This window comes from Nocardia sp. NPDC050412 (assembly GCF_044458825.1).
Lineage (GTDB): Bacteria > Actinomycetota > Actinomycetes > Mycobacteriales > Mycobacteriaceae > Nocardia.
Genome location: NZ_JBITIJ010000019.1, coordinates 130518 through 154927, shown reverse-complemented (window position 1 = coordinate 154927; position 24410 = coordinate 130518). Strand labels below are relative to the sequence as shown.

Genomic DNA, 24410 nt, shown 5'->3' with positions numbered 1-24410 from the left:
CGTCCGAGCCGTCGAAGCGCATGCGCCGCAGGCGCGAGTCTCGACGGCTCGGACGCGAGACACCAGGGGGCCGCGAACCCGCCGCGCCGAAGGCGCGGCCATCAAACCCAGCAATCAAACAGAGTCCTAGGCGCGGCCAACGAACACCGCCTACGCTCGACGCATGGTGGATCGAGTTCTTGTAACACTCGACGGCGCCGTCCAAGATCCGGACGCGCCGTTGTTGTTTGCCGACGACATCGGCGTACTGCGCGGTGATGGTGTCTTCGAGTCGGTTTTGGTTCGTGGCGGTAACCCGTGCGCGATCGAATTTCATCTAGGCCGCCTGCGTCGTTCGGCGCAGGCGCTCGATCTACCCGAGCTCGAGTTGGGCAAATGGCGAGACGCGGTCGAGACGGCGGCCAAGGAATGGGGGACCGAGAGTGAGGGGCTCATGCGGCTGGTCCTCACCCGCGGGCGCGATACCGAGCTGTCGGCCCCGTCCAGTGTGACTTCAGGTGATCTCGCGGCCGCGGTGCCGGTGCCGACCTCCTATGTGCTGGTGCTGCCGGTGCCGGACCGGGTGCAGAAGGCGCGCACCGACGGTGTCGCGGTGGTGTCGCTATCGCGCGGGATCTCGATCGATCTGGCCCAGGCCGCGCCGTGGCAGCTGCTGGGTGCGAAGACGCTGTCCTATGCCACCAATATGGCGGCGTTGCGGTTCGCGCAGCGGATGGGCGCTGATGACGTGATCTTCACCAGTACCGAGAACCGGGTGCTGGAGGGGCCGCGCTCGTCGGTGGTGATCGTGCGGGATAAGCACTTGATCACCCCGCCCGCGAAGAATGGCGTACTGCCGGGGGTCACCCAGCGCGCGATGTTCGCCGAGGCCGAGAAGGCCGGGTGGAAGTGCGGCTACGAATCGTTGTTCACCGCCGACCTGTTGACCTGCGACAGCATTTGGCTGCTTTCGAGCATCACGCTCGCCGCCAGGGTGAATTCACTGGATGGACTGCGCATGATGGCGCCGGACAACGCGGCCGAAATCATCGAATTGGTGGACCGAGGAGTGGAGCGGGCCGGAGCCATCGGCGATTGGTGAGTTCGCCGGGCCGTGATCTTCGTCCTACTACGGCATGTAGGAGTGCTCGGCGAGCTCGGAAAACGGGCCGTTGAGGGTCTAAAGCCCCGGTGTGTCGTGGCGTAGGACTCCTTGTTGGACCTCTAACCGGGCGTACTCTTACTACGACATGTCGTAGATCGGCGGGAGATCGGTTTTGAGCGTCCTGGACTTATCACGTTGGCAGTTCGGCATCACGACCGTCTATCACTTCATATTCGTACCGTTGACGATCGGTCTGGCCCCGCTGGTTGCGGGCATGCAGACCGCTTGGGTGATTACCGGCAAAGAGCACTGGTACCGGCTGACCAAATTCTTCGGCAAGCTATTCCTGATCAATTTCGCACTCGGTGTCGCGACCGGCATCGTGCAGGAATTTCAGTTCGGAATGAACTGGAGCGAATACTCCCGGTTCGTCGGTGACGTCTTCGGCGCACCGCTCGCGCTGGAGGCGCTGGTCGCATTCTTCCTGGAGTCGACCTTCCTCGGCTTGTGGATCTTCGGCTGGACCCGGTTGCCGAAAAAGCTGCATCTGGCGACGATCTGGCTCGTTGCGATCGGTGTGAATGCCTCCGCGTACTTCATCGTCGCGGCCAATTCGTTCATGCAGCACCCGGTCGGCGCCAAATACAACCCGGAGCGCGGGCGCGCCGAACTCACCAGCATCTGGACGGTGCTCACCAATAACACGACGCTGGCGGCGTTTCCGCACGTAGTCGCCGGAGCATTCCTTACCTCGGGGACTTTCGTGGTCGGCATCTGCGGCTGGTGGATGGTGCGCAATGCGCGCAGCGGTGAGGCCGCCAAAGTCGTTGAGGCGCAAACGATGTGGCGCTCGGGCGGCCGCGCTGGCCTATGGGTGATCGTCATCGCCGGTGTCGCGCTGTTCTTCACCGGCGATGTACAGGGCAAGCTGATGTTCGAACAGCAGCCGATGAAAATGGCCTCTGCGGAGTCGCTGTGCAATACCGCAACCGATCCGGACTTCTCGGTGCTGACCATCGGCACGCACAACAATTGCGACAGCGTGACCCACGTGCTCGAGGTGCCCTATGTGTTGCCGTATTTGGCCAAGGGCAAGTTCAGCGACGTCACGCTGGACGGTGTCACCGATCTGCAGCACGCCTACAACGCGAAGTTCGGGCCCGGCGACTACCGACCCAACTTGTTCGTCACCTACTGGTCCTTCCGCGCCATGATCGGCCTGTCGGCCGGTGCGATCCTGCTCTGGTTGGTCGGCCTGTGGCTGACCCGCGGCGGCCGGATCACCGATAAGCGCTGGTACTCGTGGCTGTGCCTGATCGCCATCCCGACTCCGTTCCTGGCCAATAGCGCGGGCTGGGTCTTCACCGAAATGGGCAGGCAGCCCTGGGTTGTCGCGCCGAATCCGACGGGTGACCAGAGCCTGCGGCTGATGGTGCAGCAGGGCGTCTCCGACCATGTCGCAGGCACGGTGATCACCTCGCTCGTCGTGTTCACCCTGCTGTACGGCGCGCTCGCGGTGGTGTGGTTCTACCTGATGCGGCGGTACACGGTCGCCGGAGCCGAAGCGCCCGCGACGACTTCGCCCGGCGGACCAGACGATACGGGCGGCCGTGATCGGACCGAAGAACCTGCCGTCGAACAGCTTTCGTTCGCCTATTAGGAGCCGATGATGAATTTGCAACAGTTCTGGTTTCTGCTGATCGGCGTCTTGTTCACCGGCTACTTCGTGCTGGAAGGCTTCGACTTCGGAGTAGGCATGCTGATGCCGATCCTCGGCAAGGGCAGCGATACCCGAAGGCGGGTGGTGCTCAATACGATCGGGCCGGTATGGGACGGCAACGAAGTCTGGTTGCTGACTGCGGGCGGTGCGATGTTCGCGGCCTTTCCGGAGTGGTACGCGAGCCTGTTCTCCGGTTTCTATATCGCGCTGCTACTGGTGCTGGTCGCGCTGATCGTGCGGGTCTGCGCCATCGAATATCGCAGCAAGATCGACGATGCGCGGTGGCGGGCCTGGTGTGATGTCGCGATCGGAATCGGTTCCTGGGTACCGGCATTGGCGTGGGGCTGGGTATTCGCGAATGTGGTGCGCGGGGTGCCGCTGAACGAGAAGAAGCACATCACCGGTTCGGTGTGGGATCTGCTCGGGCCGTACGCATTGCTCGGCGGGCTCGCGACCGGATTGCTGTTCGCGCTGCACGGTGCGGTCTTCCTGGTGTTGAAGACCGGCGGTGAAGTACGCGACGATGCGGCGAAGACGGTGCGGTTGCTGCTGATGCCGACCGCGGTGGTGGTCGGGGTGTTCGGGGTGTGGACGCAGTTGGCGTACGGAACCGGATGGACCTGGATTCCGCTGGCGCTGGCGGTGATCGGGCTGCTGCTCGCGGGTGCGGCGAGTTTCGCCGACCGCGACGGGTGGGCGTTCGTCGGCACGGCGGTCACCACCGCGGCGGCGACGGTGCTGCTGTTCGGGTCGCTGTATCCGAATGTGCTGCCGTCCACCATCAGCGACATGTTCAATCTGACCATCGACAATGCCTCCTCCACGCCGTACACGCTGAAGGTGATGAGCTGGGCGGCCTTAATCGTCACGCCCGTGGTGCTCGGCTACCAGGGTTGGACATATTGGGTGTTCCGCAAACGGATTACGGTCGAGCAGATTCCCGCGCCGATCGGCCTGCCGTTGGAAGCCGTCAAGGACTGATCATGGCTCGTCCACCCGTCGACCCCCGGTTGTGGAAGTACGCGCGCTCGACCCGCCGCTATCTGGTGCTGAGTGTGGCACTGTCCGTGGTGATCACCGGTTCGATCGTGGTCACGGCGGTCGCGCTGGCGAAGGTACTGGCCGGGGTCGTCACCGATCCCGGCCGGCGCAGCTTCGGTGTTTGGACATTCGAGTTGGTTGTGCTCGGCGTCGCTATCGGCTGCCGGGTGCTGGCCACCTGGGTGCAGTCGCGGATCGCGCATCGGGCGGGGGCCGAGGTGGTTGCGGAACTGGAAACCTCGGTGCTTGCCGCCGGGGCTCAGCTGCCACCGCGCGAACTCGAAACTCGGCGAACCGAACTGGCGGTTGTCGTGAGTACCGGACTGACGGGGCTGCGGGCGTATCTCACCGGGTATCTGCCCGCGCTGCTCCTCGCTTGCCTGGTTCCGCCGATCGTGTTGGTGGTCATCGGATTTCACGATCCGATCTCCGGTGTGATCGCGGTGGTCACACTGCCGTTGATTCCGGTGTTCATGGTGCTCATCGGACTGCTCACGCAGGGGCGGGCGGAGGCCACGCTCGTCGCCACAACTCGGTTGTCGGATCAACTGCTCGATCTCTTTGCCGGGATGCCGACGTTGCGTGCGTTGGGGCGGGAGGGGAGCGCGGGGCGGACGGGTTCGATGGAACATCGCGTGCGCGCGCTCGGGGATGCGTTGCGGCAGCGCACTATGCGTGCGCTTCGGATCGCGTTCCTGTCGTCGATGGTGCTCGAGATGCTTGCCACGTTGAGCGTCGCATTGATCGCGGTGTCCATCGGTCTGCGGCTGGTGTACGGCGAGATGAGTCTCTATGCCGGCCTGGTGGCGTTGATTCTCGCGCCGGAGGTGTATCTGCCGTTGCGGATGGTGGGGGAGCGGTTTCATGCGGCGCAGGACGGAATGGCGGCTGCCGACAAGGCTTTTGCTGTGCTCGAGTCTCCCGCGGGTATGCAGGTGCAGGCCAAATCGGGTGCCGGTGGTCAGGCGGCTGGCGGGGACACGGGTGCTGGTCGGTCGGTCTCGGACGCTGGTGGGGCCGGTGCCATGGTTGGCGATGCGGGTGCTCTCCGCTCGGGTTCGAGCACGAATGCTGTGGCCGCTGTCGGCTCCCGCCATCGGATTGCCGGCAGCGAGGAGGCTGTGCTGAGCGGGGACGGCGGAGGGGATATCAGCGAACTCGGTTCAACGGCACTGAGTGGCAATCGCGCCGACACGAGGCCTGGAGTCGGCAGAGATGGCCAGGGCCGCATCGAGATATGTGATCTCTCGGTACCGGCCCGGGACGGTTTTGCGCCCGCCGGGCTGACAGCGGAGTTCCGGCCGGGGCTGGTGACGGTGTTGACCGGACCCAACGGGAGCGGTAAATCGACTGCGCTGCAAGCAATTCTAGGTTTGATCAGGCCCGAGCGCGGCGCAGTGAAGGTCGACGGCACAGATGTAGGTGACCTCGATCAGGACGCGTGGTGGTCGCGTGTTGCCTGGCTGCCGCAGCGTCCGGTGTTGGTCCCGGGAACACTGCGCGAGAATCTCGAACTGCTCGGCGCACGCACGCCCGAAACCACCGCCAAGGGCGCGGCCCGCGTACTCGACGAACTCGAAGCCGCCTGCATTGCAACCGGATTCGACACGGTACTCGACGAACTCCCCGACGGCTGGAACACGATCGTCGGCGCGGGCGGCATAGGCCTCTCCCTCGGCCAGCGCCAACGCCTTGCCCTGACCAGAGTGCTCGCCGCCGAGCGCCCCATCCTCCTCCTGGACGAACCAACCGCCCACCTGGACCCCGCAGCCGAAGCGACCGTCCTCGCGGCCCTACAGCAGCGAGCTCGCACCGGTGCCACCGTCATCGTCATAGCCCACCGCTCGACTGTCCTCACTGCCGCCGACCACATAATCCCCATTCACTCCACCGAACCCCAGGCAGTCGCTTCATGAACCGCGCGGGAGACGTTTCGGTGCCGAGGACAATGGCTCGTCGCGGCGGCCGCGCAGCGGTAGCGGATCTGCGGCAGATGTGGGGGCTGCTCGAGTTGTCGCCATGGCGAGTTGCGGTGGCGATCGGTTGGGGCGTGTTGGCGCTGGGCAGCGGGCTCGGGCTGGCGGCGTTGGCGGCGTGGTTGATCGCGCGTGCCTGGGAGATGCCGCCGGTGCTCGATCTGAGCGTTGCTGTTGTCGCGGTGCGGGCGCTGGGTATCTCCCGTGGGTTGTGCCGATATCTGGAACGCCTTGCCACCCATGACGTTGCGCTGCGTGCGATGACGGCCGCTCGGACAACCGTTTACCGGACCCTCGCCCAATCGGACGCCTGGATGCGGCGGGACGCACGAGGCGGCGATATAGACGGAGCGGTCTACACCGGTGGGACATCGATGCACGGACTGTCCAGGCGCAGTGGCGAGGTGACTTCGTTCGGCCCGGAAAATATCTCAGACCGCAGCGTCGACGGGCCGGTCGCCGCGACGGACTCCACGAGCGCGGATGGTGCGGCATCGTTGCGGCGTGGGGACCTGCTGGTTCGAATCGGCAGCGATATCGACGATCTCGGCGCTGTGGTGGTGCGTGTGTTCGTACCGATCGCCGTCGCGATTGTGCTGGCGCTGGCCGCAGTCGGACTCATGGCTACCATTTCGGTTGGGGCGGCGGCCATTCTGGCGGTATCACTCGGTATTGCCGGAATCGTTGCACCGTGGCTGTCGGGGTGGGCCGCCCGTGCGGCCGAGCGTGCGGTGCGCGCCGACCGCGCCGAATTCACCGCGCAAGCACTCACGGTCCTCGACCACGCGGCTGAACTCCGCGTCGCGGGCAAGCTGGATGCCGCGCTGGCGGCCGCCGACCGCGCCGGACAACGTGCGGTCGCCGCGGAGGATTCCGCGGCCGCACGCAGCGCCTGGGCCGCCGCGGCGACGCCCCTCTCGATCGGCGTCAGCGTCCTCGGGGCCCTCCTGATCGGCATAGCCGGCTATGGCGCCAACCCGCCGGCAATGACCCCCATGGCCCTAACCATTCTCGTCCTGCTTCCCCTCTCGGCCTTCGAAGCAGTCGCCCCACTCCCCGCCGCCGCCCAGGCCCTGACCACCGCCCGCGCCGCCCTCCACCGCCTACCCCTGCTCGAGATAGCCACGCGAAACCCGATGGCACAGCAGCACTCGCGGACTTCCGGTCGTGTCGATGCAGTCATCCGCGGCGGGCCAGGTCTATTGCCGGCCAGTGCGACCGGCTGCACGGAGGGCAGCGGGTGTGGCATCGCTGGCTCATCTCCGGAGGGCCTAACGTGGGCTTCCGATCGCCCAGGTGTCGATGCCGACATCCGCGACGCACGAAATCTATTGCCGGTCAACCTCCCCGAGCGTCCGGCAGGAAAGCGGATTGCGGTCGTCGGACCGAGCGGGGCGGGTAAGACCACGTTGCTCATGGCGTGGGCGGGGCTGTTCAGTACGCCCGCACCCGGCGTGACGTTCTTTGCCGAGGATGCGCACATCTTCGGCACATCCGTGCTCGAGAACCTGCGTGTCGCGCGTGGCGATCTCACTGCCGAGGCGGCCGAGAAGGCCTTGTGCGTGGTCGGTCTCGGGAGTTGGCTGGAATCGCTACCGGATGGTGTGCACACCGATCTGGTAGGGGGTGCGGCGGCGGTTTCGGGTGGGCAGCGGCGGCGGATTCTGCTCGCCCGGGCGCTCCTTTCGCCCGCGCGGGTGCTGCTGCTCGATGAGCCGACCGAACATCTCGAGGCCGAGGCGGGCGCCCGATTGCTACGCGAGCTGCTCGATGTCGACAGCGGTCTGGTCGGACCCGACCGAATTGTGGTTGTCGTCACACATCAGCTGCCAGCCGATCACCGCGCCGAAGTGGTGCTGCAAATCGATGCATCAGGCCAGGTCACGACCATTGGCGAAGTCGAGGAGCACACCGGTTCAGCGCCCCGCGAAATTCCGTTGCCGACCTACTGACGACTGACTAGATTCGTTTGTACACAAGGAAGGAGGTGGTTCGAAGAATGTATGTTCATAGGACTTGTGAGGTGGCTGTCCGCTAGCGCCACCGCTGCAACGGATTCCGTTCGCGCGAGTGCTGAGCGAATTCCAGGCAGCCACCCGGCCCCCGAGCTACCGGTCTAGTCCGACCGGGACCCATGCAGGCTTCACCGCCGGCAGGGTACGGCTCGGGGGTCGTTCCTTTTTCGGCACAATTCCCTCGGACGGTAGAGTCCGGCGACCGGGTTCGACACGAGGGGTAGCCGATGCCATCGGAGGGTCTTGCGGCAGTGGTTGGACGCCGCATCAGGGCGGTTCGCCGCATGTTCTACGTACAGGGCAGTGATGTGGACCGCACCGAAGGCCCCATCGAATTGACCTTCGATGACGGTTCGGTGCTGCTGCTGGATGCCGGCACCGACGGCGAGGAACTCCTTGTCGCATCGACCCCGTGGCGCGACCCGTTCGCCGGTCTCACCGAACCCGAATACATCGAATACGTCGCCGAATCCGGCAAATACACCGCCTTCGACGTCGGCTCCGAATCCCCGTACTCACACCTGATCGGCTCCCACATCGCCGGCGTCTCCGAATCCCGCCTGCACGACGACCGCCTCCGCGCCGCCGTCCTCGAAGTGAACGGCGCCAAACTCGCTATCGAAACCCTCGCCGACGAACTCCTCGTCACCTGGCACCCAACCTGATTCGACCGCACACACTGGCCCTGCCGGGCACCCTGTACAGCCGGTGTGAGCCGACACGGGAGCGCGTGCATCACAGCGGATCGGGGCAGTTGCGTGCCGGTGAAGTTCCACCCCGATAGGCGCTATGGTGAGGCGATGACCGTTGAGCCGTTGCCCGACTGGATGATCCCGCCTGCCGGTGGATTTACGGTCGAGAACTTCTTGGCGTTGCGCGGCCTTCCCAAGCACACCGAGTTGATCGATGGGGGTCTGGTCTTCGCGAGTCCGCAGGAAAAGTGGCACAGTCGAGTCGTCTCACTTTTCCACCGGGAACTGGACCTACAGGCACCGTCGCACCTGCGGGCTGATCGAGAGATGGCGGTGCGCCTCGGTAACCGTCAGATGCCGGAGCCGGACGTCCTCGTTGTTACCGCGGAGGCGTATCGACGTGAGAACCCATCGAACTACTACTTCGCCGAGGATCTTGTGCTTGCGGTGGCGGCTGTGTCCCCGGACTCCGAGGAGCGCGACCGTGAGACCAAGCCGGGCAAATACGCCAAGGCGGGGGTTCCGCGTTACTGGCGGATCGAGCGGCAAGCCGCAGATGTCGCTGTCTATGTCTACGAACTCGACCCCGCCACAGCGACTTACGGTCTGGTCGGCATATTCCACGACCGCCTGAAAATCAGCGTCCCGTTCCCGATCGACATCGACCTGACGTCGATCGGGCAGCGCGGCTAACCGATGTAGCGCTGCAAACGGGCCGACAGGCGGGGTTCGAGGGGACCGTCGGCCACGACGCGCTCCTCGACGTAGGCCAGGTCACCACCTTCGACGATGCCGTACAACCGTTTGGCTCCGCCGACGACGATGCCGGATTGGCTGCGGATGACGACATCGGTGGCCAATTCCCAGGAGGATTGGGTCAGCGCGGTGCCGTAGAAGAGTTCGACGATGCCGGTGCTGTGGGTCAGCAGCAGTTCGATGACCTCGTCATCACCGTCGATGCCGACCCGCCAGAAGCCGCTCTCGCGCAGGTCGGGGCCGCCGTAGGAGCCGTCGGATGCGATGACCCAGGAACGCGAGTCCCAGGCCAGGTAATCGCCACCGTCGTGAGAGACGATGATCTGCTGGCCGAAGCGGTAGTCGCCGCGAGCAGGATCGTTGCCTTCACCCTCACCGCGCCACACACCGACCATCGGCAGCAGCGCAAGCATCGATGAACTCAGATCCGGACCGAGCCGCAGATTCGCGGTGTCCTCGGGCAGCGGCAGATCCGGTAGCACCGGAATATTGCGCGCACCAGTCCATTTCGCCCGTTCGGCCGCCTCGGCCACGGCCTCGTCGCCACTGCGGCGCGGGGCCGACTCGGCCGGGCCGTTGCCGTTCAGTTGTTCACTCGCTCGCTCGGCCGGGTTGGAACCTTCGCTCGCGAGTTCACTCATGATTCGGTGAACAACCGGTAGAAGACGTACAGGCCGAACCAGCCGATCAGAACGGCCACGGCCACCAGCAGAATCTCGAAGAAGAGGACCACAACTGGAGTCTAACGAGTTACGTCCGGCCCAGCACAACGGCCCCGTTGCTTCCCAGTTACCGGGAAACGACGGGGCCGTCGGCGCAATTACTTACTTGGCGACTGCCACATCCACGGCGTGGATGCCGGCACCCTCCGGACGAACCTCGGCCGAGCCGTTGCCCGAGGCGGACAACGCCCGCACGGTCCACGCTCCCGGCGCCGCGAAGAAGCGGAAATCACCGGTGCCCGAGGCCACGACCTCGGCGGTGAAGTCACCGTTGCCGTCGAGCAGGCGCACGAACGCGCCGCCGACGGGCTGGCCGTCGGTGCTCAGAACACGGCCGGTGATGACCGTTTCCTTCTCGACATCGACTCCGGCCGGAATGGCCTGTCCCTGGGTAGGCGCTGCGCACATGTGATTACTCTCCCAATTCGATCGGTGCACCGACGAGCGAGCCGTATTCGGTCCAGCTGCCGTCGTAGTTCTTGACATTCTGGTGGCCCAGCAGCTCCTGCAGCACGAACCAGGTGTGCGAGGAACGCTCACCGATGCGGCAGTAGGCGATGGTGTCCTTGGATCCGTCCAGTCCGGCCTCGCCGTAGATCTCGGTCAGCTCGGCATCGGACTTGAAGGTGCCGTCCTCGTTCGCGGCCTTGCTCCACGGCACGTTGATGGCGCCGGGGATATGGCCGGGGCGCTGGCTCTGCTCCTGCGGCAGATGGGCCGGAGCCAGGATCTTGCCGGAGAACTCGTCAGGGGAGCGCACGTCGACCAGGTTCTTGGCGCCGATGGCGGCGATGACCTCGTCGCGGAATGCGCGGATGGTCAGGTCGGGGGCGGCGGCCTTGTACTGGGTGGCCGGGCGGTTCACGGCGTCGCGGGACAGCGGACGACCGTCGAGCTCCCACTTCTTGCGGCCGCCGTCGAGCAGCTTGACGTTGTTGTGGCCGTACAGCTTGAAGTACCAGTAGGCGTACGCGGCGAACCAGTTGTTGTTGCCGCCGTAGAGCACGACCTCGTCGTCGTTCGAGATGCCGCGCGCCGAGAGCAGATCGGAGAACTGCTCCTGGTTCACGAAGTCCCGACGAACCTGATCCTGCAGGTCCTTCTTCCAGTCGAGCCGAACGGCACCCTCGATGTGGCCGCCGTCGTAGGCGGAGGTGTCCTCATCGACCTCGACGAAGACGACGCCGGGGGCGTTGAGGTTCTCTTCGGCCCAGTCAACGGAGACCAGGACATCGGAGCGAGCCATGTTGTTCCTTTCGGGGTGGTGACTTGCAGTGTCAGTTCGCCGGGGACCCAGCGGTGTTCGTGTCAGGCCCGGAGGCGGTAGCTTGCGTGACCACGGAGGGCCCGCGAACACCGCCCATCGGCCCTGCCCGGCGGAGTCGGGCTACCAGCGGATAGATCTGGCAACCCAGGCAGATCCCGAACGCCGCGTTCAAGAACGCCGCGAACAGGGCGAAGCCGGCGAACACCGCGCCGACGACGGTAGAGCCGACCAGGAAACCCAGCAGGCTGACGGCACTGAAGACCAGGCCGAGTAGTTGGGCGAACCGCAGCGGGGCCACGGGTTCGGTTTCGAGGGTCGGACCGAGGCGCGGCGCGACGAACGCGGCGAAGATCCGGCCGTAGGGATGCCGACGCGGACCGTAGGCCGCGCCGATCGCGAACACCACCGCCTGGGCGGCGATGAGCACTGCGGCGACCGGTGTCGAAACTGCTGCGGCGAGCACGACAAGAACGAGCACGCCGGTGGTGACCCACGCGGCGAAGCGTGGACCGCGCACATCTACGACGGCGGGAATTCCGGTCTCAACGGTTGTGTTTCGGGAATTTGTGGACATTGTGCGTACTCCTGCGCTGAATTTCGCTGTTGGCGGGAAAAATGCCAGTTCGCCGGGGGATCCAGAGATCACTCGCACGACGGACGCAGGTCGGCATCAGGAATTCTGAGGGAGCCGACCGCTCAGCCACACAGGCAGCAACAACCACCGAGGCGACACAGGTCAACTGTGCGGCGTCGGGTGAGCATCAGCTCGTGGTTGGCTTGCACGCAGAGGAGTTTACCTGGTTCTGCCGGAGAATTGGACCCGGGGTACGTCACAGTTGCTATGAACCCTTGTCACGCCCTGTTTTTCCACCGTCAGCGGCGATCCACCGGAAGAGTTACCCCACAGTCAGCGGCTCGAGCGCGGTGCGCAGGTCCGCGGACTTGGGAACGCCGGAGATACGGAATCGTTCCCGCCCTTCGATATCGAAGACGAAGGTGGTCGGCAGCGAGAGCACGTTCAGTTCCTTGGCCAGCGCGGGCTCGGCATCGATATCGACCTCGATATCCAGCGGCGGGCGCGGCGATCCGGACAATTCCTCGGTCACTCCGGCGACGACCCGGCGCACCGCGGCGCACGGTCCGCACCAGTCGGCAGAGAAGTGCAGCACCGCCGGGCCCGAGTTGTCGGCGCCGACCGATGCCAGCAGATCGGTGCGCGCCGACTCGTCCTGAGTCTCGGTGCCGCTCGCGCGCAGCGTGCCGTTGCGGCGCTGCAGCACCACCCCGACCGCCACCGTGGCGAGCAGCACCACCAGCAGGATTGTGATTTCAATCATGGTCGCCGCAATCTGTCCAGGTCGATGGTCACGTTCTCGGCCTTGGCGTCGATGACGATCTGGCCGCCCTGTGCCGAGACCTTCGTCGGCCGCAGCCCGAACGGCAGTTCGTTCGTATCGATTGTCCGGGTGAACTGCTCGAGCACCTTGGGGCGCTCGGTATCGGTGACGACCGCGGTCGTCGTTGCATCACCCGTACCACGGTAGATGCTGGTCGCGATGATCTTGACCTGATCGCCGTCGACCACGAGATCTGCCGTCACACTCACATTGTCACCGCCGAGCTGTGCGCCCGGCTTGCTCGGCGCCCTGCCGGGCATGGTGCCGGTGAGCAGGAGTTGCCCGCCGGTGGTCATACCGGACCCGCCCGATCCGCCCGTTCCGTCGGATTTATTCCCCGGGGCTGAATGTACTTGCAGGTCAGGGATTTTGAACAGCTTGCCGAGTTCGGTCGGCTCGAGCCGCATCTGCCCCTCGACCCGATCCACCGGAACCGCGCGCACGTTCCCGTCGGTGAGGTCGCCGATGGAAAGGTGGGCTCCGGTCAACGTCGCGCCGATCGAGATTTCGCCGGGGATATCGGGTCGCATGACGCGCGCGCGGATATCGACGGTCTGGTAGCGGCCGTCGAGCGCCTGGGTGAGAAAGGGGAACCCAAAGATGACCACGTCGGGATCCGCGGTGAGGTCGGCGCCAACACGCAGGGCACGCGACACGCGGTACTCGGAGTAGGCGGCGGCGCCGAAATCGATGACTACCGCCAGTGCCGCGAGGCACAGCAGCCCGATGATCAGCTTGCGCATGCGGGCAACACTACTTGGCGGTGCGTTTCGGGTATCGCACGTCTCTGTCGAGGTGCCACACTAACCCCGGATGGCGAGGTCATCGGTGTTCACGCGCTAATCTTGCATCCGATTACCTGTGATCAGCGACGTGGCCCCGGCGGTGTGGCTGTTGTCCGGAGCTACTAGATGGGAGGAGGGCTTGTGGAGCTGCTCCTGCTGACCTCCGACCCCAACCCTGAGTCGGTACTGCCCGCACTGTCGCTGCTGGCGCACAATGTGCGCCCGGCGCCGACCGAGGTGGCGTCCCTGCTCGAGGCGGGGACCGCGGATGTCGCGCTCGTCGATGCGCGCACCGACCTGGCCGCGGCCCGCGGCCTGTGCCGACTACTCGGCAGCACCGGCTCGTCGGTGCCGGTGGTCGCCGTGCTGACCGAGGGCGGACTGGTCGCGGTCAATGCCGACTGGGGCCTGGACGACATTCTGCTGCCCGGTACCGGACCGGCCGAACTGGACGCCCGGCTGCGCCTGCTGGTCGGCCGCAACGGCGGTGTCGCGAGCCCGGAGAACACCGGCAAGATCACCCTCGGTGAATTGGTGATCGATGAGGGCACCTATACCGCCCGGCTGCGCGGTCGCCCGCTGGATCTCACCTACAAGGAATTCGAACTTCTCAAATACCTCGCACAGCACGCGGGCCGGGTCTTCACCCGGGCCCAGCTGCTGCAGGAGGTCTGGGGCTACGACTTCTTCGGTGGCACCCGCACCGTCGACGTGCACGTGCGACGCCTGCGCGCCAAGCTCGGCAGCGAGTACGAATCGCTGATCGGCACCGTCCGCAATGTCGGCTACAAGGCCGTCCGACCCGCGCGCACCACCAAGGGCGATCACGTCACGTTCCACGAGGACGAATCGGCCGAGGGCACCGACGACTCCCCGCCTGTCACCGTCAACGGTTCCGTGCCGTAGCAGCTCGGGATCGAGTGGAATCCATGGCGGCATTCGAGCCCGAGAAGCCGCCGCCGGATCCACCTGATCTTGATCCGAAGGAATGGCGCGCGGGATTCGCGCGTTCGTCGCGGTGATGGGATCGACGAGGGAGACGCTCATGGGTGAGACAACGCTGCGCTGGAGCGCGGGCCTCGATGCCGAGCCGGCGCGGGCGGTGCGTGCACTGCTCGAGCGAGCCGGCGCGGCGGACGGTGTCGCACCGGTGTCCGAGCAGGCCGTACTCGCGCTGTCCGCGACCGATTCCGCAGCCGAACATCTGGTCGCGGTGCGTGACGGTGTCGTAGCCGGATACGCGAATCTCGTTCCCGCACATGGCGAACACCCCGCAATGGCGGAGGTTGCCGTCGATCCCGCTGCTCGCGGCCACGGTATCGGTGCGGAATTGGTCTCGGCCGCACTGGCGAAGGGCGGATCGGGTGCTCGGGTGTGGGCACACGGAAATAAGCCTGCCGCGCAGGCGCTCGCAACCCGACTCGGACTGCGCGTCGCACGGGAGTTGTGGCAGATGCGGCGGGCGCTGGCAACGCCGGAGCTACCGGAGTTGGTCGTTCCGGAAGGTATCGTGCTGCGGACCTACGAAGGCACCGCCGACGATGCCGAACTGTTGCGTGTCAATAACGTCGCCTTCGCCTGGCATCCGGAACAGGGCGGCTGGACCCAGCGCGATATCACGGTTCGGCACGAGGAGTCCTGGTTCGACCCGAAGGGGCTGTTCATCGCTGTGGATCCGGCCGATCCGGACCGCATACTCGGATTCCACTGGACCAAGGTGCATTACGAGAACAACCCACCGGTCGGCGAGGTCTACGTGGTCGGCATTGATTCGGCCGCGCAGGGGCGGGGACTCGGCCGCCTGCTGACCCTCGCGGGCCTGCGCTACCTGCGCGAACGTGGCCTGCCGGAGGTTCTGCTCTACACCGAGGCCGACAACACCGCGGCCGTGCGCACCTACACGCGACTCGGCTTCGAACGGTCACATGTCGATGTCGCGTATTCGGCCGCTGACTGAATAGCAAGCGGACCGCCGGGGTTGCTCGAGTAACACTGGGGCAAATGTCACACATAACGGGAGCAATCGCGCCGGGCTGTTCACCCTCCGTTCACCCAGCCTGGTCCAAATGTCAACCGAGCGACCTTACGTTACATAAGGGCGGCACCGTTGCCGCCTGGTGCGCAAGTTCCCCGCGAACGGCACCACGAAACCCGCCCGGGCCGGTGAGGGACCGGGCGTGTCGAACGCGATTCCCGGAGGAACAAGTGAACTTCAAGCGCAGCAGCGCCCTGATCGGTGTGCTGGCCGCCGTCGCCATGCCCCTGGCCGCCTGTGGCAGTGACGACAACACCTCTGCCACCGGCGATTCCGCTGCCAAGGTCGATGTCGCCTGTGGCGGTAAGAAGGCCCTCAAGGCCAGTGGTTCCTCGGCCCAGAAGAACGCCATGGACCGCTTCGTCGCCGCCTACGAGGCCAACTGCAGCGGCTCTACGCTGAACTACACCTCCAGTGGTTCCGGCGCCGGCGTCAACGAATTCCTCGGCGGCCAGACCGATTTCGCCGGTTCGGACTCGCCGCTGAGCGACAAGAAGGGTGAACCCGCCAAGGCACAGGAGCGCTGCGGCGCCCCGGCATGGAATCTGCCGACCGTCTTCGGCCCGATCGCCATCACCTACAACATCGACGGCGTGAGCGATCTGGTGCTCGACGGCCCGACCGCTGCCAAGGTGTTCAACGGCACCATCGCCACCTGGGATGCCCCGGAGATCAAGGCGCTGAACCCGAGCGCCAAGCTGCCCTCGGACAAGATCTCGGTGATCTTCCGCAGCGATGAGTCGGGCACCACCGACAACTTCCAGCTCTACCTCGACGCCGCCGCCGACGGCGCGTGGGGCAAGGGCGCGGGCAAGACCTTCAACGGCGGTGTCGGTGAGGGTGCCAAGGGCAACGAGGGCACCTCGGCCGCCATCAAGAGCACCAAGAACTCGATCACCTACAACGAGTGGTCCTTCGCCAAGGCGCAGAACCTGTCCATCGCGCAGGTCGTTACGTCGGCCTCCAAGGACCCGGTCAAGCTGACCCCGGAGTCCGCGGCCAAGGCCGTCGACAGCGTGAAGATCAAGGGTGAGGGCAACGACCTGGTGCTCGACACCTCGTCGTTCTACAAGCCCACCGCGGCCGGCGCATACCCGATCATCCTGCCGACCTACGAGATCGTCTGCTCGAAGTACGCCGACGCCGATACCGCCAAGGCGGTCAAGGCATTCCTGACTTCGGCCGTCAACAATGGCCAGAAGGGTCTGGACACCGCGGGCTACGTCGCGATCCCGGACAAGTTCAAGACCAAGCTGACCACCGCGATCAACGCCATTTCCTGATAGCTGCCACGCCATGACCGTGCACCCTGAGGTGACCGCCGCGGGCCAGTCGGACTCGACTGGCCCGCGGGCGGCTGGAGATACTGCCCCTATGTCGAGTGAACCGAGCACCGAACCGGCCTCACCGAAGGCCCGCCCCGGCCACAACCAGCGGGCCGAGGTCATCTTCCGGTCGCTTGCCACCGCGGCCGGTGCGACGGTCGTTGCGGCCATCGCACTGATCGCGCTATTCCTGCTGATCCGTGCGTGGCCCTCGATCATGGCGAACGAGGCGAACTTCTTCACCAGTAGCGAGTTCAACACCACCAGTGCCGATCACCTGCGCTTCGGCATCCGGGACCTGCTCATGGTCACGGTGCTGAGCTCGATACTCGCGCTGGTGATCGCGGTGCCCATCGGTGTGGGCATCGCACTGTTCCTGACCCACTATTCGCCGAAGTCGATGGCGCGTCCCTTCGCGATGCTCGTCGATCTGCTCGCGGCGGTGCCGTCGATCGTGTTCGGTCTCTGGGGCTTCCTGGTACTCGCGCCGCGGATCGAACCGGTCGAGACCTTCTTGAACGACAAGCTCGGCTGGTTCTTTCTGTTTTCCGACGGCAATGTGTCGATCGCCGGCGGCGGCACGATCTTCACCGCGGGCGTGGTGCTGGCGGTGATGATTCTGCCGATCATCACCTCGGTTTCCCGCGAGGTCTTCAACCTGACGCCCGTCTCGCATATCGAGGCCGCGCAGGCACTCGGCGCGACCAAATGGGAGATGGTCCGGATGACGGTGCTGCCATACGGCCGCAGCGGTGTGATCGCCGGTTCCATGCTCGGCCTGGGCCGCGCGCTCGGTGAGACGATCGCGGTATTGGTCATCCTGCGCACCTCGGCACAGGCCGGTCACTGGTCGCTGTTCGACGGCGGCTACACCTTCGCCTCCAAAATCGCCGCCGCCGCTTCGGAATTCAGTCAGCCGCTGCCGACCGGCGCCTACATCGCGGCCGGCTTCGTGCTGTTCGCGCTGACCTTCATCGTCAACGCGCTGGCGCGGCTCGTATCCGGTGGAAGGGTGAACGGGTAATGACCACCACGACGACTTTCGACAAGCCGGTCAAGGCGCCCACTTTCCGGCATGTGAGCACGGCCCGCCGAGTCAAGAACAGCCTCGCGACCGGAGTGGTCTGGGCGTGCTTCGCCATCGCGCTCGTGCCACTGATCTGGGTGCTGTTCATGGTGGTGTCGAAGGGCCTCGAGTCCGTCGTCTCGCCGGACTGGTGGCAGAAATCGCAGAAGGGCATCCTGCCGGACCAGTCCGGTGGCGGTGTGTACCACGCGATCTACGGCACGATCGTGCAGACTCTCGTCGCCGCCGTCCTCGCGGTGCCGCTGGGCATCATGGCCGCGGTGTACCTGGTCGAATACGGGCGTGGCGTGCTGGCCAAGGTCACCACCTTCATGGTCGACATCCTCGCTGGTGTCCCGTCGATCGTCGCGGCGCTGTTCATCTTCGCGCTCTGGATCGCGACCATGGGCTTCCCACAGAGTTCGCTTGCGGTATCGCTGGCGCTGGTTCTGCTCATGCTCCCGGTGGTGATTCGCAGCACCGAGGAAATGCTGAAACTGGTTCCCGACGAGCTGCGCGAGGCGTCCTACGCGCTCGGAATTCCCAAGTGGAAGACCATCGTTCGGATCGTGGTGCCGACCGCGGCGCCCGGCATGATCAGCGGCATCCTGCTCTCGCTCGCCCGGGTCATGGGTGAGACCGCGCCGGTGCTGGTGCTTGTCGGCTACAGCAAGTCGATCAATACCAACCTGTTCGACGGCAATATGGCGTCGTTGCCGCTGCTGATCTACCAGGAGTTGGCGAACCCGGAACCGGCCGGCCGAGCCCGGGTGTGGGGCGCGGCATTGACACTGATCCTGCTGATCGCCCTGCTGTACGCGGCGGCCGCGGTCGTCAACAAGCTGCTCACGCGGAACCGATAGAAGCGAACGGAAAAATGGCCAAGCGGATCGATGTCAAAGACCTGAATATCTACTACGGCAAATTCCATGCGGTTGCCGATGTCAAGCTGTCGGTACTGCCGCGCAGCGTGACCGCCTTCATCGGCCCGTCGGGTTGCGGTAAGTCCACCGTGCTGCGTTCGCTCAACCGGATGCACGAGGTGACCCCGAGTGCCCGCGTCGATGGCGCGGTGCTGCTGGACGGCGAGGACATCTACGGCTCCACCGTCGATCCGGTCGGCGTGCGCCGCACCATCGGCATGGTGTTCCAGCGTCCGAATCCGTTCCCCACCATGTCGATTCGCGACAATGTGGTGGCCGGACTGAAGCTGCAGGGTGTGCGCAACAAGAAGGAGCTCGACGAGGTCGCCGAGCGTTCGTTGCGCGGCGCCAACCTGTGGAACGAGGTCAAAGACCGGCTGGACAAGCCGGGCGGTGGCCTCTCCGGCGGTCAGCAGCAGCGTCTGTGCATCGCGCGCGCCATCGCGGTATCGCCGGATGTGCTGCTGATGGACGAGCCGTGTTCGGCACTGGACCCGATCTCCACCTTGGCGATCGAGGACCTGATCACCGAGCTGAAGAAGGAATTCACCATCGTCATCGTCACGCACAATATGCAGCAGGCCGCGCGCGTGAGTGACCAGACCGGCTTCTTCAACCTGGAGGCGCAGGGCAAGCCGGGCAAGCTGATCGAGATCGACGATACCGAGAAGATCTTCTCCAACCCGGGGCAGAAGGCGACGGAGGACTACATCTCCGGTCGCTTCGGATAAGCGGCAAACCAAAAGGCCCGCACTAAGGTGCGGGCCTTTTGCTATGTCGGACACCGCTATTCGTGGCCGCCGGGGCGCGTGACCGAGCCCCGGCGCGCCGGTGCGTGCCGTGTTTCGTTGTCCGGCAGGGTAACTCGACTACAGCTCGACGTCGGGATCCGGCGGCAGCTCACCGGTTACCAGGAAGATCACCCGGCGGCCGATCTCCACGGCATGGTCGGCGAAGCGCTCGTAGTAGCGGCCGAGCAGCGTGACATCGACGGCCGCGGCGACGCCGTACTTCCAGTCGCGATCCATCAGCAACGTGAACAGGTGACGGTGCAGATCGTCCATTGCCTCGTCGTCATCGTTGAGCTGCGCGGCGCGCTCCGGATCGCGGGACTCGAGCACCTCCCTGGCGCCGGCACCCATATTCACCGCTACTCGGCCCATTTCCGCGAAGTAGCCATTCACCGCCTCGGGTAGCGCGTGGTTGGGGTGGCGCCGCCGGGTCACCTTGGCCACGTGCAGCGCCAGCGCGCCCATCCGGTTGACGTCCTGGACGATCTGGATCGCGCTCACCACCTGCCGCAGGTCGCCCGCCACCGGCGCCTGCAGCGCAAGCAGGGCAAACGCCTTCTCCTCGGCATCGGTGATCATTTCGGCGATCCGGTCGCCCTCGCCGATCACCGCTTCAGCCAGAGTGAGATCGGCCTGGAGCAGAGACTGGGTGGCCCGTTCCATCGCCGAACCCGCCAGACCGGCCATCTCGCCCAGCAGGTGGGCAAGGTCGGCCATTTGCTCGTTGTAGATGACACGCATGAAAAGAGACATTAGTGCCAGGTGCTGACCTAGTCACCAACACTGGGTTAATGGGCGGTGCCGAACGTTAGCGAGAACGTTGCCCCAGCTCACGGCCTTCCCTACTTGCAGGTTTCGTCCGCGGCGTTGACGTGCTCCAGGTCCGAGGGCAGTGTGACCGGTTCCGCACTCGCCACGGTGACCGAGACGTTCGAGATCGAATCGCCGACCGGTGTGGGAGTGCGAATGGTCGGGTTATCGGCACCGATCACGACCTCGATGATGCCACCGAGACTGTTCGACTGCTCCATCGACGCTCCGGGCAGCGAACTAGCCACCGTGGCCGCCTCGGCCTCATGGCCGGGCGCGAAGCGCACCTTGGTGGCGACCTCGGTATTCCCGCCCGAGTAATTGCCTGTGTTGTAGATCTGGAAGCCCTGATTGCCGAGCTTGGTCGCCGCCTTGTTGGCCGCGCCGGGTGTGTCCGAACCATTGGAGACCAGCAGCGATACCGAACTCGGATCGACCGCGGTCAGCTTCGGTGGCGCCGGCTGGGACGACGGGATCGAACCGGGGGCCGGGGTCGACTTCTTCTCGCCGGGCAGCGGCTGGTCATCGATGACGGCGCGGAAGATCGCTTTGATATCCGAATCGCGCGGGATCTCGTTGCCGTAGGAGGTGGTGCCCGCGGTCGGGATGGTCAAGAAGGTGACCGCGCCCGCGTCGACCTTCTGCAGCGAGCGGCCCAGGGTCAGCAGGTCGGTCGGTTGCACCTTGTCGACGAAGGTGTGGCTGGTGAACGCGGAGATGAAGCCGTTCAACTTGCCGGGATCGAAGAGCACCCGGCTCGACAGCGCACCGCGCAGCAGCGAGGCCAGGAAGCGCTGCTGCCGGTTGATCCGGTCGTAGTCGCTGCGTTCCTCGCCGTAGACGTGCCTGGCGCGCACATAGTTGAGTGCGGTCTCACCATTGATGTGCTGGTGGCCCGGATTCTCCAGCACGGTGCCGAGAATGCCATCGATGATCGGCTTCGGTGTACAGACATCGACGCCGCCGACCTGATCGACCATTGCCTCGAATCCGGCGAAGTCGATGCCGATGAAGTGTCCGATGCTCAGACCCGTCATCTTGCGGATCACATTGACCAGACATTTCGGTCCGGCGAGCGCGTACACGGCATTGAGCTTGTCGCCCATGGCCGCGGGGAAGACCTCGTTGGTGTACTCGGCCTTGTCGTTGTCCCAGCCGTTGCACTGCGGACGGCTGACATCGAGGTCGCGGGGGAACGAGACCACCACGACGCGCGAGCGGTTCTTGGGGATGTTCACCAGCATGACGGTGTCGGCGCGGGAGCCCTCGGCATCGTCCAGGGTGCCGGCGCCGACCTGGCCGTTGACGCCCGCACGAGTGTCGGTGCCGACGAGGAGGAAATTCTCGTCGCCGAGTTGGGCGCCGGAGTCGAGGACGTCTTCGGGATGGTCGTCGAGTGCGGAGACCTGAGTGAAGCCATTGGCGGTCGAGCGTAGATAGCTCCAGCCGCCGCCGGTGACCAGCAGGGCGACCACCGCACAGATTGTCAGGCTGGCGCGTCCAGCAACCTGCAGCCGCTTATTGCGGCGTTGTTTACTCGCGGCGAGCCGGGACAGGCCGACGCGGGTGGATGCGGTTGCGGTTGTCGGCTCATCCGGATCGGTGGTCGGCCAGCCGATGGCGCGCTTCTTGGGGCGCGGGGTTTCCTCGACCGGGGGGATTACGTCGGTGACGACTTCAGGGGGTTCTTTCCCGGAAATTGTCGATGCGCGGCGTTTCCCGGTGCGTGCGGTTGTCGGGGTGCCCGCGATGTCGTCGACGACCGCGGAGGCCGCCGAACGGCGGGTGGCGTCGGCCTTGGCGGCTGGAGTGGCAGTCGTACGGGGTGCGTCGGTTTTGCGGGCGGCTGGGGTGCTCGAGGTGCGGGGTGCGTCGGTTTTGCGGGCGGCCGGGGTGCTCGAGGTGCGGGGTGCGTCGGTTTTGCGGGCGGCCGGGTTGCCCGACGTGCGAGGTGCCCCGTCGTTGCGTCCGGTGGGCATGGCCGATGTACGCGGTGCGTCGGCTTTGCGTCCGGCTGGCGTGGCCGAGGTGCGAGGCGCGTCGCCGTTACGTCCGGAAGGCATGGCGGAGGTCCGGGGCGGTGCGTCCGCTTGGCGCGCCGCTGGAGCGCTCGATTTGCGCGGCGGGGTGTCGGCTTGGCGTGCGGAGGCTTCGGGCGGCTGCGGGGCAGCCCGGTTCGCATGCGTGGGCGGTGCGTCCGGTGGCGTGGACCGACGTCTGCGCCCGCTGCGTTCGTTGTCGACCTTCTGGACCAGGTCCTGAACCGTCAGCGGTGCCGAGCCGGAATCAGGATCGTTATGTCGGGCTCTGCGTGAGGACCGTGCACCGTCGCGTTCGGTGTAATCCGCCGTGGGATAGCGCTCCCACGGGGCGCGACCTCCGGGCCGTGGCGACTGCCCGTGCCGATCGTCACCCACCAACGAACCTCGCTTTTCGTCTCCGCTGCCGTTTCGGCCGCTTTCGACCGGCATGACCGATTCCGCCAATGATAACGATTCCGCCACGGCGAGCCAGCCCAGTGCGAAATCGGCGAGCCGAGGTTGTGTCGCACATCTGGATGTGTGCTGGTCGGAGGGTTTCTGACGATCGGATGACAGTGCGAATGCACGTACAGGTCGCCTGCGGGTCGCTCGAAACGATCAGCCGCCGCTGTGCATCAGATCCGCACCCGCGGGGACGGCCGGATCATCGGGATCGTCGAGCCAGCCGTGCGGTAGCGCCACCTTGCCCGGCGAACCCTGGCGCCCGCGCGGGCCCTCGGCGTCACGGGGGAAGGGCGCCTTCGGGTCGAGTTCGCCGATGAGGTCCTGCAATTGGGTGAGGCTCGACACGGTGGCGAACGAGCGGCGCAGGTCCGCGCCGACCGGGAAGCCCATCAGATACCAGGCCATATGCTTGCGCAGATCGCGCATGGCCTTGTCTTCGCCCAGGTGTTCGGCGAGCAGGGCGCCGTGCCGGTACAGCACCTCGCCGACGCGTCCGAGATTCGGTGCCTCGGGCAGCGCCTCGCCCCGCAGTGCCGCCTGCAATTCGGCGAACAGCCACGGGCGGCCGAGGCAGCCGCGCCCGACAACGACTCCGTCGCAACCGGTTTCGTCCATCATCCGAACCGCGTCGGCCGCCGAGAAGATATCGCCGTTGCCGAGCACCGGGATCGTCGTGACGGCCTCCTTGAGCCGGGCGATCGCCGTCCAGTCGGCCTGGCCCGAATACCGCTGTGCGGCGGTGCGGGCGTGCAATGCGACGGCCTTGGCGCCCTCGGCCTCGGCGATGCGGCCGGCGTCCAAGTAGGTGAGGTGGTTGTCATCGATGCCGATGCGGAACTTCACTGTCACCGGAACACCGGCCGGTTCGGCGCCGGAAACCATCGCCTTGACGATCTTGCTGAACAGTGCGCGCTTGTACGGCAGCGCCGCGCCGCCACCCAGTCGAGTGACCTTCGGCACCGGGCAGCCGAGATTGAGGTCGATGTGATCGGCCCAGCCTTCGCCGACAATGATCCGCACGGCCTCGCCGAGTGTGGCGGGATCCACACCGTAGAGCTGCATCGAGCGCGGATGCTCGTCCGCGTCGAAGGACATCATGTGCAGCGTCTTCTCATTGCGCTCGACCACCGCCCGCGCGGTGATCATCTCGCACACATAGATCGAGGTGGAGCTACCGAACTCCCGGCACAACTTCCGAAACGCCAGGTTGGTGATGCCCGCCATCGGCGCGAGCACCACCGCCGGATCGACCGGATACGGCCCGATCCGCAGCATGCTCTTGGCCTCAGCAGTAATCGTCACGCCCACCAGTGTCTCATCAGCGGTACTGCGCCCTGTTCGGCCCTCGCCGTGATTCCGGTTTTGGAAGTAGGAAGATTTTTCCTGTGTGCTCTGCCCGGTCAGCTTCCCGAAGGCGCGTCCATCCCAGGCTGCGAAGCGACGATGTGCGACGTCCCCGCCGCGCGCTTCCGGGTTCGACAACCGGTTTACGAACTCGGCCGCATACGCTTGCGCTGGG

The 24410-nt window shown here is 65.6% G+C and carries 22 protein-coding genes; 13 read left to right on the top strand and 9 right to left on the bottom strand.

Annotation, left to right across the window (positions count from 1 at the left end):
• Positions 1 to 163: 163 nt before the first annotated feature.
• The 7 genes from ACIBI6_RS36235 (at position 164) to ACIBI6_RS36205 (ending at position 9221) form a co-directional block, all read left to right on the top strand.
• The gene (locus ACIBI6_RS36235) at positions 164 to 1081 is read left to right on the top strand and encodes an aminodeoxychorismate lyase (RefSeq protein ID WP_364346994.1); all 918 of its coding nucleotides are present in this window, start codon (positions 164 to 166) and stop codon (positions 1079 to 1081) included.
• 175 nt (positions 1082 to 1256) lie between these two features.
• Positions 1257 to 2744 carry a cytochrome ubiquinol oxidase subunit I gene (locus ACIBI6_RS36230; RefSeq protein WP_364346996.1) on the top strand — a complete coding sequence of 496 codons (1488 nt, stop codon included), beginning with the start codon at positions 1257 to 1259 and terminating at the stop codon, positions 2742 to 2744.
• 9 nt (positions 2745 to 2753) lie between these two features.
• Entirely contained in the window at positions 2754 to 3785 is a 1032-nt protein-coding gene (gene cydB, locus ACIBI6_RS36225) for a cytochrome d ubiquinol oxidase subunit II (protein WP_364346998.1), read from the top strand.
• A 2-nt stretch (positions 3786 to 3787) separates the two neighbouring features.
• On the top strand, positions 3788 to 5761 hold the full coding sequence (locus ACIBI6_RS36220) for an ABC transporter ATP-binding protein/permease (protein ID WP_396959448.1): 1974 nt from the start codon (positions 3788 to 3790) through the stop codon (positions 5759 to 5761).
• Between the two features lie 32 nt (positions 5762 to 5793).
• Entirely contained in the window at positions 5794 to 7773 is a 1980-nt protein-coding gene (locus ACIBI6_RS36215; RefSeq protein ID WP_396959452.1) for an ATP-binding cassette domain-containing protein, read from the top strand.
• Positions 7774 to 8120: 347 nt separating this feature from the next.
• Positions 8121 to 8501 (top strand): hypothetical protein, encoded by a 381-nt coding sequence (locus ACIBI6_RS36210; protein ID WP_364347002.1) that lies wholly within the window; start codon positions 8121 to 8123, stop codon positions 8499 to 8501.
• A 135-nt stretch (positions 8502 to 8636) separates the two neighbouring features.
• A complete protein-coding gene (locus ACIBI6_RS36205; protein WP_396959446.1) occupies positions 8637 to 9221 on the top strand; it encodes a Uma2 family endonuclease in 585 nt (194 codons plus the stop codon).
• On the opposite strand, the gene ACIBI6_RS36200 is transcribed toward ACIBI6_RS36205, so the two are convergent.
• From ACIBI6_RS36200 to ACIBI6_RS36175, 6 genes are all read right to left on the bottom strand, one after another.
• Positions 9218 to 9925, bottom strand: a complete 708-nt coding sequence (locus ACIBI6_RS36200) for an FABP family protein (protein ID WP_364347006.1) — start codon at positions 9923 to 9925, stop codon at positions 9218 to 9220. The two genes, ACIBI6_RS36205 and ACIBI6_RS36200, sit on opposite strands and share 4 nt — an antisense overlap.
• Positions 9926 to 10108: 183 nt before the next feature.
• Positions 10109 to 10414 (bottom strand): DUF1416 domain-containing protein, encoded by a 306-nt coding sequence (locus ACIBI6_RS36195; protein ID WP_364347008.1) that lies wholly within the window; start codon positions 10412 to 10414, stop codon positions 10109 to 10111.
• Positions 10415 to 10418: 4 nt separating this feature from the next.
• Positions 10419 to 11252 (bottom strand): sulfurtransferase, encoded by an 834-nt coding sequence (locus tag ACIBI6_RS36190; protein ID WP_364347010.1) that lies wholly within the window; start codon positions 11250 to 11252, stop codon positions 10419 to 10421.
• A gap of 31 nt (positions 11253 to 11283) precedes the next feature.
• Positions 11284 to 11847, bottom strand: coding sequence for a DUF4395 domain-containing protein (locus ACIBI6_RS36185; RefSeq protein WP_364347012.1), 564 nt, complete (start codon positions 11845 to 11847; stop codon positions 11284 to 11286).
• A gap of 322 nt (positions 11848 to 12169) precedes the next feature.
• Positions 12170 to 12610 carry a thioredoxin family protein gene (locus ACIBI6_RS36180; protein ID WP_364347014.1) on the bottom strand — a complete coding sequence of 147 codons (441 nt, stop codon included), beginning with the start codon at positions 12608 to 12610 and terminating at the stop codon, positions 12170 to 12172.
• Complete coding sequence (locus ACIBI6_RS36175; protein ID WP_364347016.1) at positions 12607 to 13413, bottom strand: LmeA family phospholipid-binding protein; 807 nt, start codon at positions 13411 to 13413, stop codon at positions 12607 to 12609. Before ACIBI6_RS36175 ends, ACIBI6_RS36180 begins: the two co-directional genes overlap by 4 nt.
• A gap of 183 nt (positions 13414 to 13596) precedes the next feature.
• Between ACIBI6_RS36175 and ACIBI6_RS36170 the strand changes: the two genes are divergently transcribed.
• From ACIBI6_RS36170 to pstB, 6 genes are all read left to right on the top strand, one after another.
• Positions 13597 to 14361 (top strand): response regulator transcription factor, encoded by a 765-nt coding sequence (locus tag ACIBI6_RS36170; RefSeq protein ID WP_364347018.1) that lies wholly within the window; start codon positions 13597 to 13599, stop codon positions 14359 to 14361.
• Positions 14362 to 14500: 139 nt separating this feature from the next.
• Entirely contained in the window at positions 14501 to 15412 is a 912-nt protein-coding gene (mshD, locus tag ACIBI6_RS36165) for a mycothiol synthase (protein ID WP_364347020.1), read from the top strand.
• 248 nt (positions 15413 to 15660) lie between these two features.
• Positions 15661 to 16773, top strand: coding sequence for a phosphate ABC transporter substrate-binding protein PstS (gene pstS / locus ACIBI6_RS36160; protein ID WP_364347022.1), 1113 nt, complete (start codon positions 15661 to 15663; stop codon positions 16771 to 16773).
• A 91-nt stretch (positions 16774 to 16864) separates the two neighbouring features.
• On the top strand, positions 16865 to 17839 hold the full coding sequence (gene pstC / locus ACIBI6_RS36155; protein ID WP_396959441.1) for a phosphate ABC transporter permease subunit PstC: 975 nt from the start codon (positions 16865 to 16867) through the stop codon (positions 17837 to 17839).
• Entirely contained in the window at positions 17839 to 18744 is a 906-nt protein-coding gene (gene pstA, locus ACIBI6_RS36150; RefSeq protein ID WP_364347026.1) for a phosphate ABC transporter permease PstA, read from the top strand. Before pstC ends, pstA begins: the two co-directional genes overlap by 1 nt.
• A 14-nt stretch (positions 18745 to 18758) precedes the next feature.
• Entirely contained in the window at positions 18759 to 19535 is a 777-nt protein-coding gene (pstB, locus tag ACIBI6_RS36145) for a phosphate ABC transporter ATP-binding protein PstB (protein WP_364347028.1), read from the top strand.
• 138 nt (positions 19536 to 19673) lie between these two features.
• Here the strand turns inward: pstB and phoU are convergent, their stop codons facing one another.
• From phoU to dusB, 3 genes are all read right to left on the bottom strand, one after another.
• The gene (phoU, locus tag ACIBI6_RS36140) at positions 19674 to 20336 is read right to left on the bottom strand and encodes a phosphate signaling complex protein PhoU (RefSeq protein ID WP_364347030.1); all 663 of its coding nucleotides are present in this window, start codon (positions 20334 to 20336) and stop codon (positions 19674 to 19676) included.
• 101 nt (positions 20337 to 20437) lie between these two features.
• Positions 20438 to 22822, bottom strand: a complete 2385-nt coding sequence (locus tag ACIBI6_RS36135; RefSeq protein ID WP_396959438.1) for an LCP family protein — start codon at positions 22820 to 22822, stop codon at positions 20438 to 20440.
• A 222-nt stretch (positions 22823 to 23044) separates the two neighbouring features.
• The gene (gene dusB, locus ACIBI6_RS36130; protein ID WP_364347361.1) at positions 23045 to 24166 is read right to left on the bottom strand and encodes a tRNA dihydrouridine synthase DusB; all 1122 of its coding nucleotides are present in this window, start codon (positions 24164 to 24166) and stop codon (positions 23045 to 23047) included.
• Between the last annotated feature and the right edge of the window lie 244 nt (positions 24167 to 24410).

What these genes read in the sequence shown, in the direction of transcription:
- ACIBI6_RS36235 (WP_364346994.1), top strand. Translation starts at nt 164, where the DNA reads ATGGTGGATCGAGTTCTTGTAACACTCGACGGCGCCGTCCAAGATCCG.
- cydB (WP_364346998.1), top strand. Translation starts at nt 2,754, where the DNA reads ATGAATTTGCAACAGTTCTGGTTTCTGCTGATCGGCGTCTTGTTCACC.
- ACIBI6_RS36220 (WP_396959448.1), top strand. Translation starts at nt 3,788, where the DNA reads ATGGCTCGTCCACCCGTCGACCCCCGGTTGTGGAAGTACGCGCGCTCG.
- ACIBI6_RS36215 (WP_396959452.1), top strand. Translation starts at nt 5,794, where the DNA reads ATGGCTCGTCGCGGCGGCCGCGCAGCGGTAGCGGATCTGCGGCAGATG.
- ACIBI6_RS36210 (WP_364347002.1), top strand. Translation starts at nt 8,121, where the DNA reads ATGTTCTACGTACAGGGCAGTGATGTGGACCGCACCGAAGGCCCCATC.
- ACIBI6_RS36205 (WP_396959446.1), top strand. Translation starts at nt 8,637, where the DNA reads ATGACCGTTGAGCCGTTGCCCGACTGGATGATCCCGCCTGCCGGTGGA.
- ACIBI6_RS36200 (WP_364347006.1), bottom strand. Translation starts at nt 9,925, where the DNA reads ATGAGTGAACTCGCGAGCGAAGGTTCCAACCCGGCCGAGCGAGCGAGT.
- ACIBI6_RS36195 (WP_364347008.1), bottom strand. Translation starts at nt 10,414, where the DNA reads ATGTGCGCAGCGCCTACCCAGGGACAGGCCATTCCGGCCGGAGTCGAT.
- ACIBI6_RS36190 (WP_364347010.1), bottom strand. Translation starts at nt 11,252, where the DNA reads ATGGCTCGCTCCGATGTCCTGGTCTCCGTTGACTGGGCCGAAGAGAAC.
- ACIBI6_RS36185 (WP_364347012.1), bottom strand. Translation starts at nt 11,847, where the DNA reads ATGTCCACAAATTCCCGAAACACAACCGTTGAGACCGGAATTCCCGCC.
- ACIBI6_RS36180 (WP_364347014.1), bottom strand. Translation starts at nt 12,610, where the DNA reads ATGATTGAAATCACAATCCTGCTGGTGGTGCTGCTCGCCACGGTGGCG.
- ACIBI6_RS36175 (WP_364347016.1), bottom strand. Translation starts at nt 13,413, where the DNA reads ATGCGCAAGCTGATCATCGGGCTGCTGTGCCTCGCGGCACTGGCGGTA.
- mshD (WP_364347020.1), top strand. Translation starts at nt 14,501, where the DNA reads ATGGGTGAGACAACGCTGCGCTGGAGCGCGGGCCTCGATGCCGAGCCG.
- pstC (WP_396959441.1), top strand. Translation starts at nt 16,865, where the DNA reads ATGTCGAGTGAACCGAGCACCGAACCGGCCTCACCGAAGGCCCGCCCC.
- pstA (WP_364347026.1), top strand. Translation starts at nt 17,839, where the DNA reads ATGACCACCACGACGACTTTCGACAAGCCGGTCAAGGCGCCCACTTTC.
- pstB (WP_364347028.1), top strand. Translation starts at nt 18,759, where the DNA reads ATGGCCAAGCGGATCGATGTCAAAGACCTGAATATCTACTACGGCAAA.
- phoU (WP_364347030.1), bottom strand. Translation starts at nt 20,336, where the DNA reads ATGCGTGTCATCTACAACGAGCAAATGGCCGACCTTGCCCACCTGCTG.
- dusB (WP_364347361.1), bottom strand. Translation starts at nt 24,166, where the DNA reads ATGCTGCGGATCGGGCCGTATCCGGTCGATCCGGCGGTGGTGCTCGCG.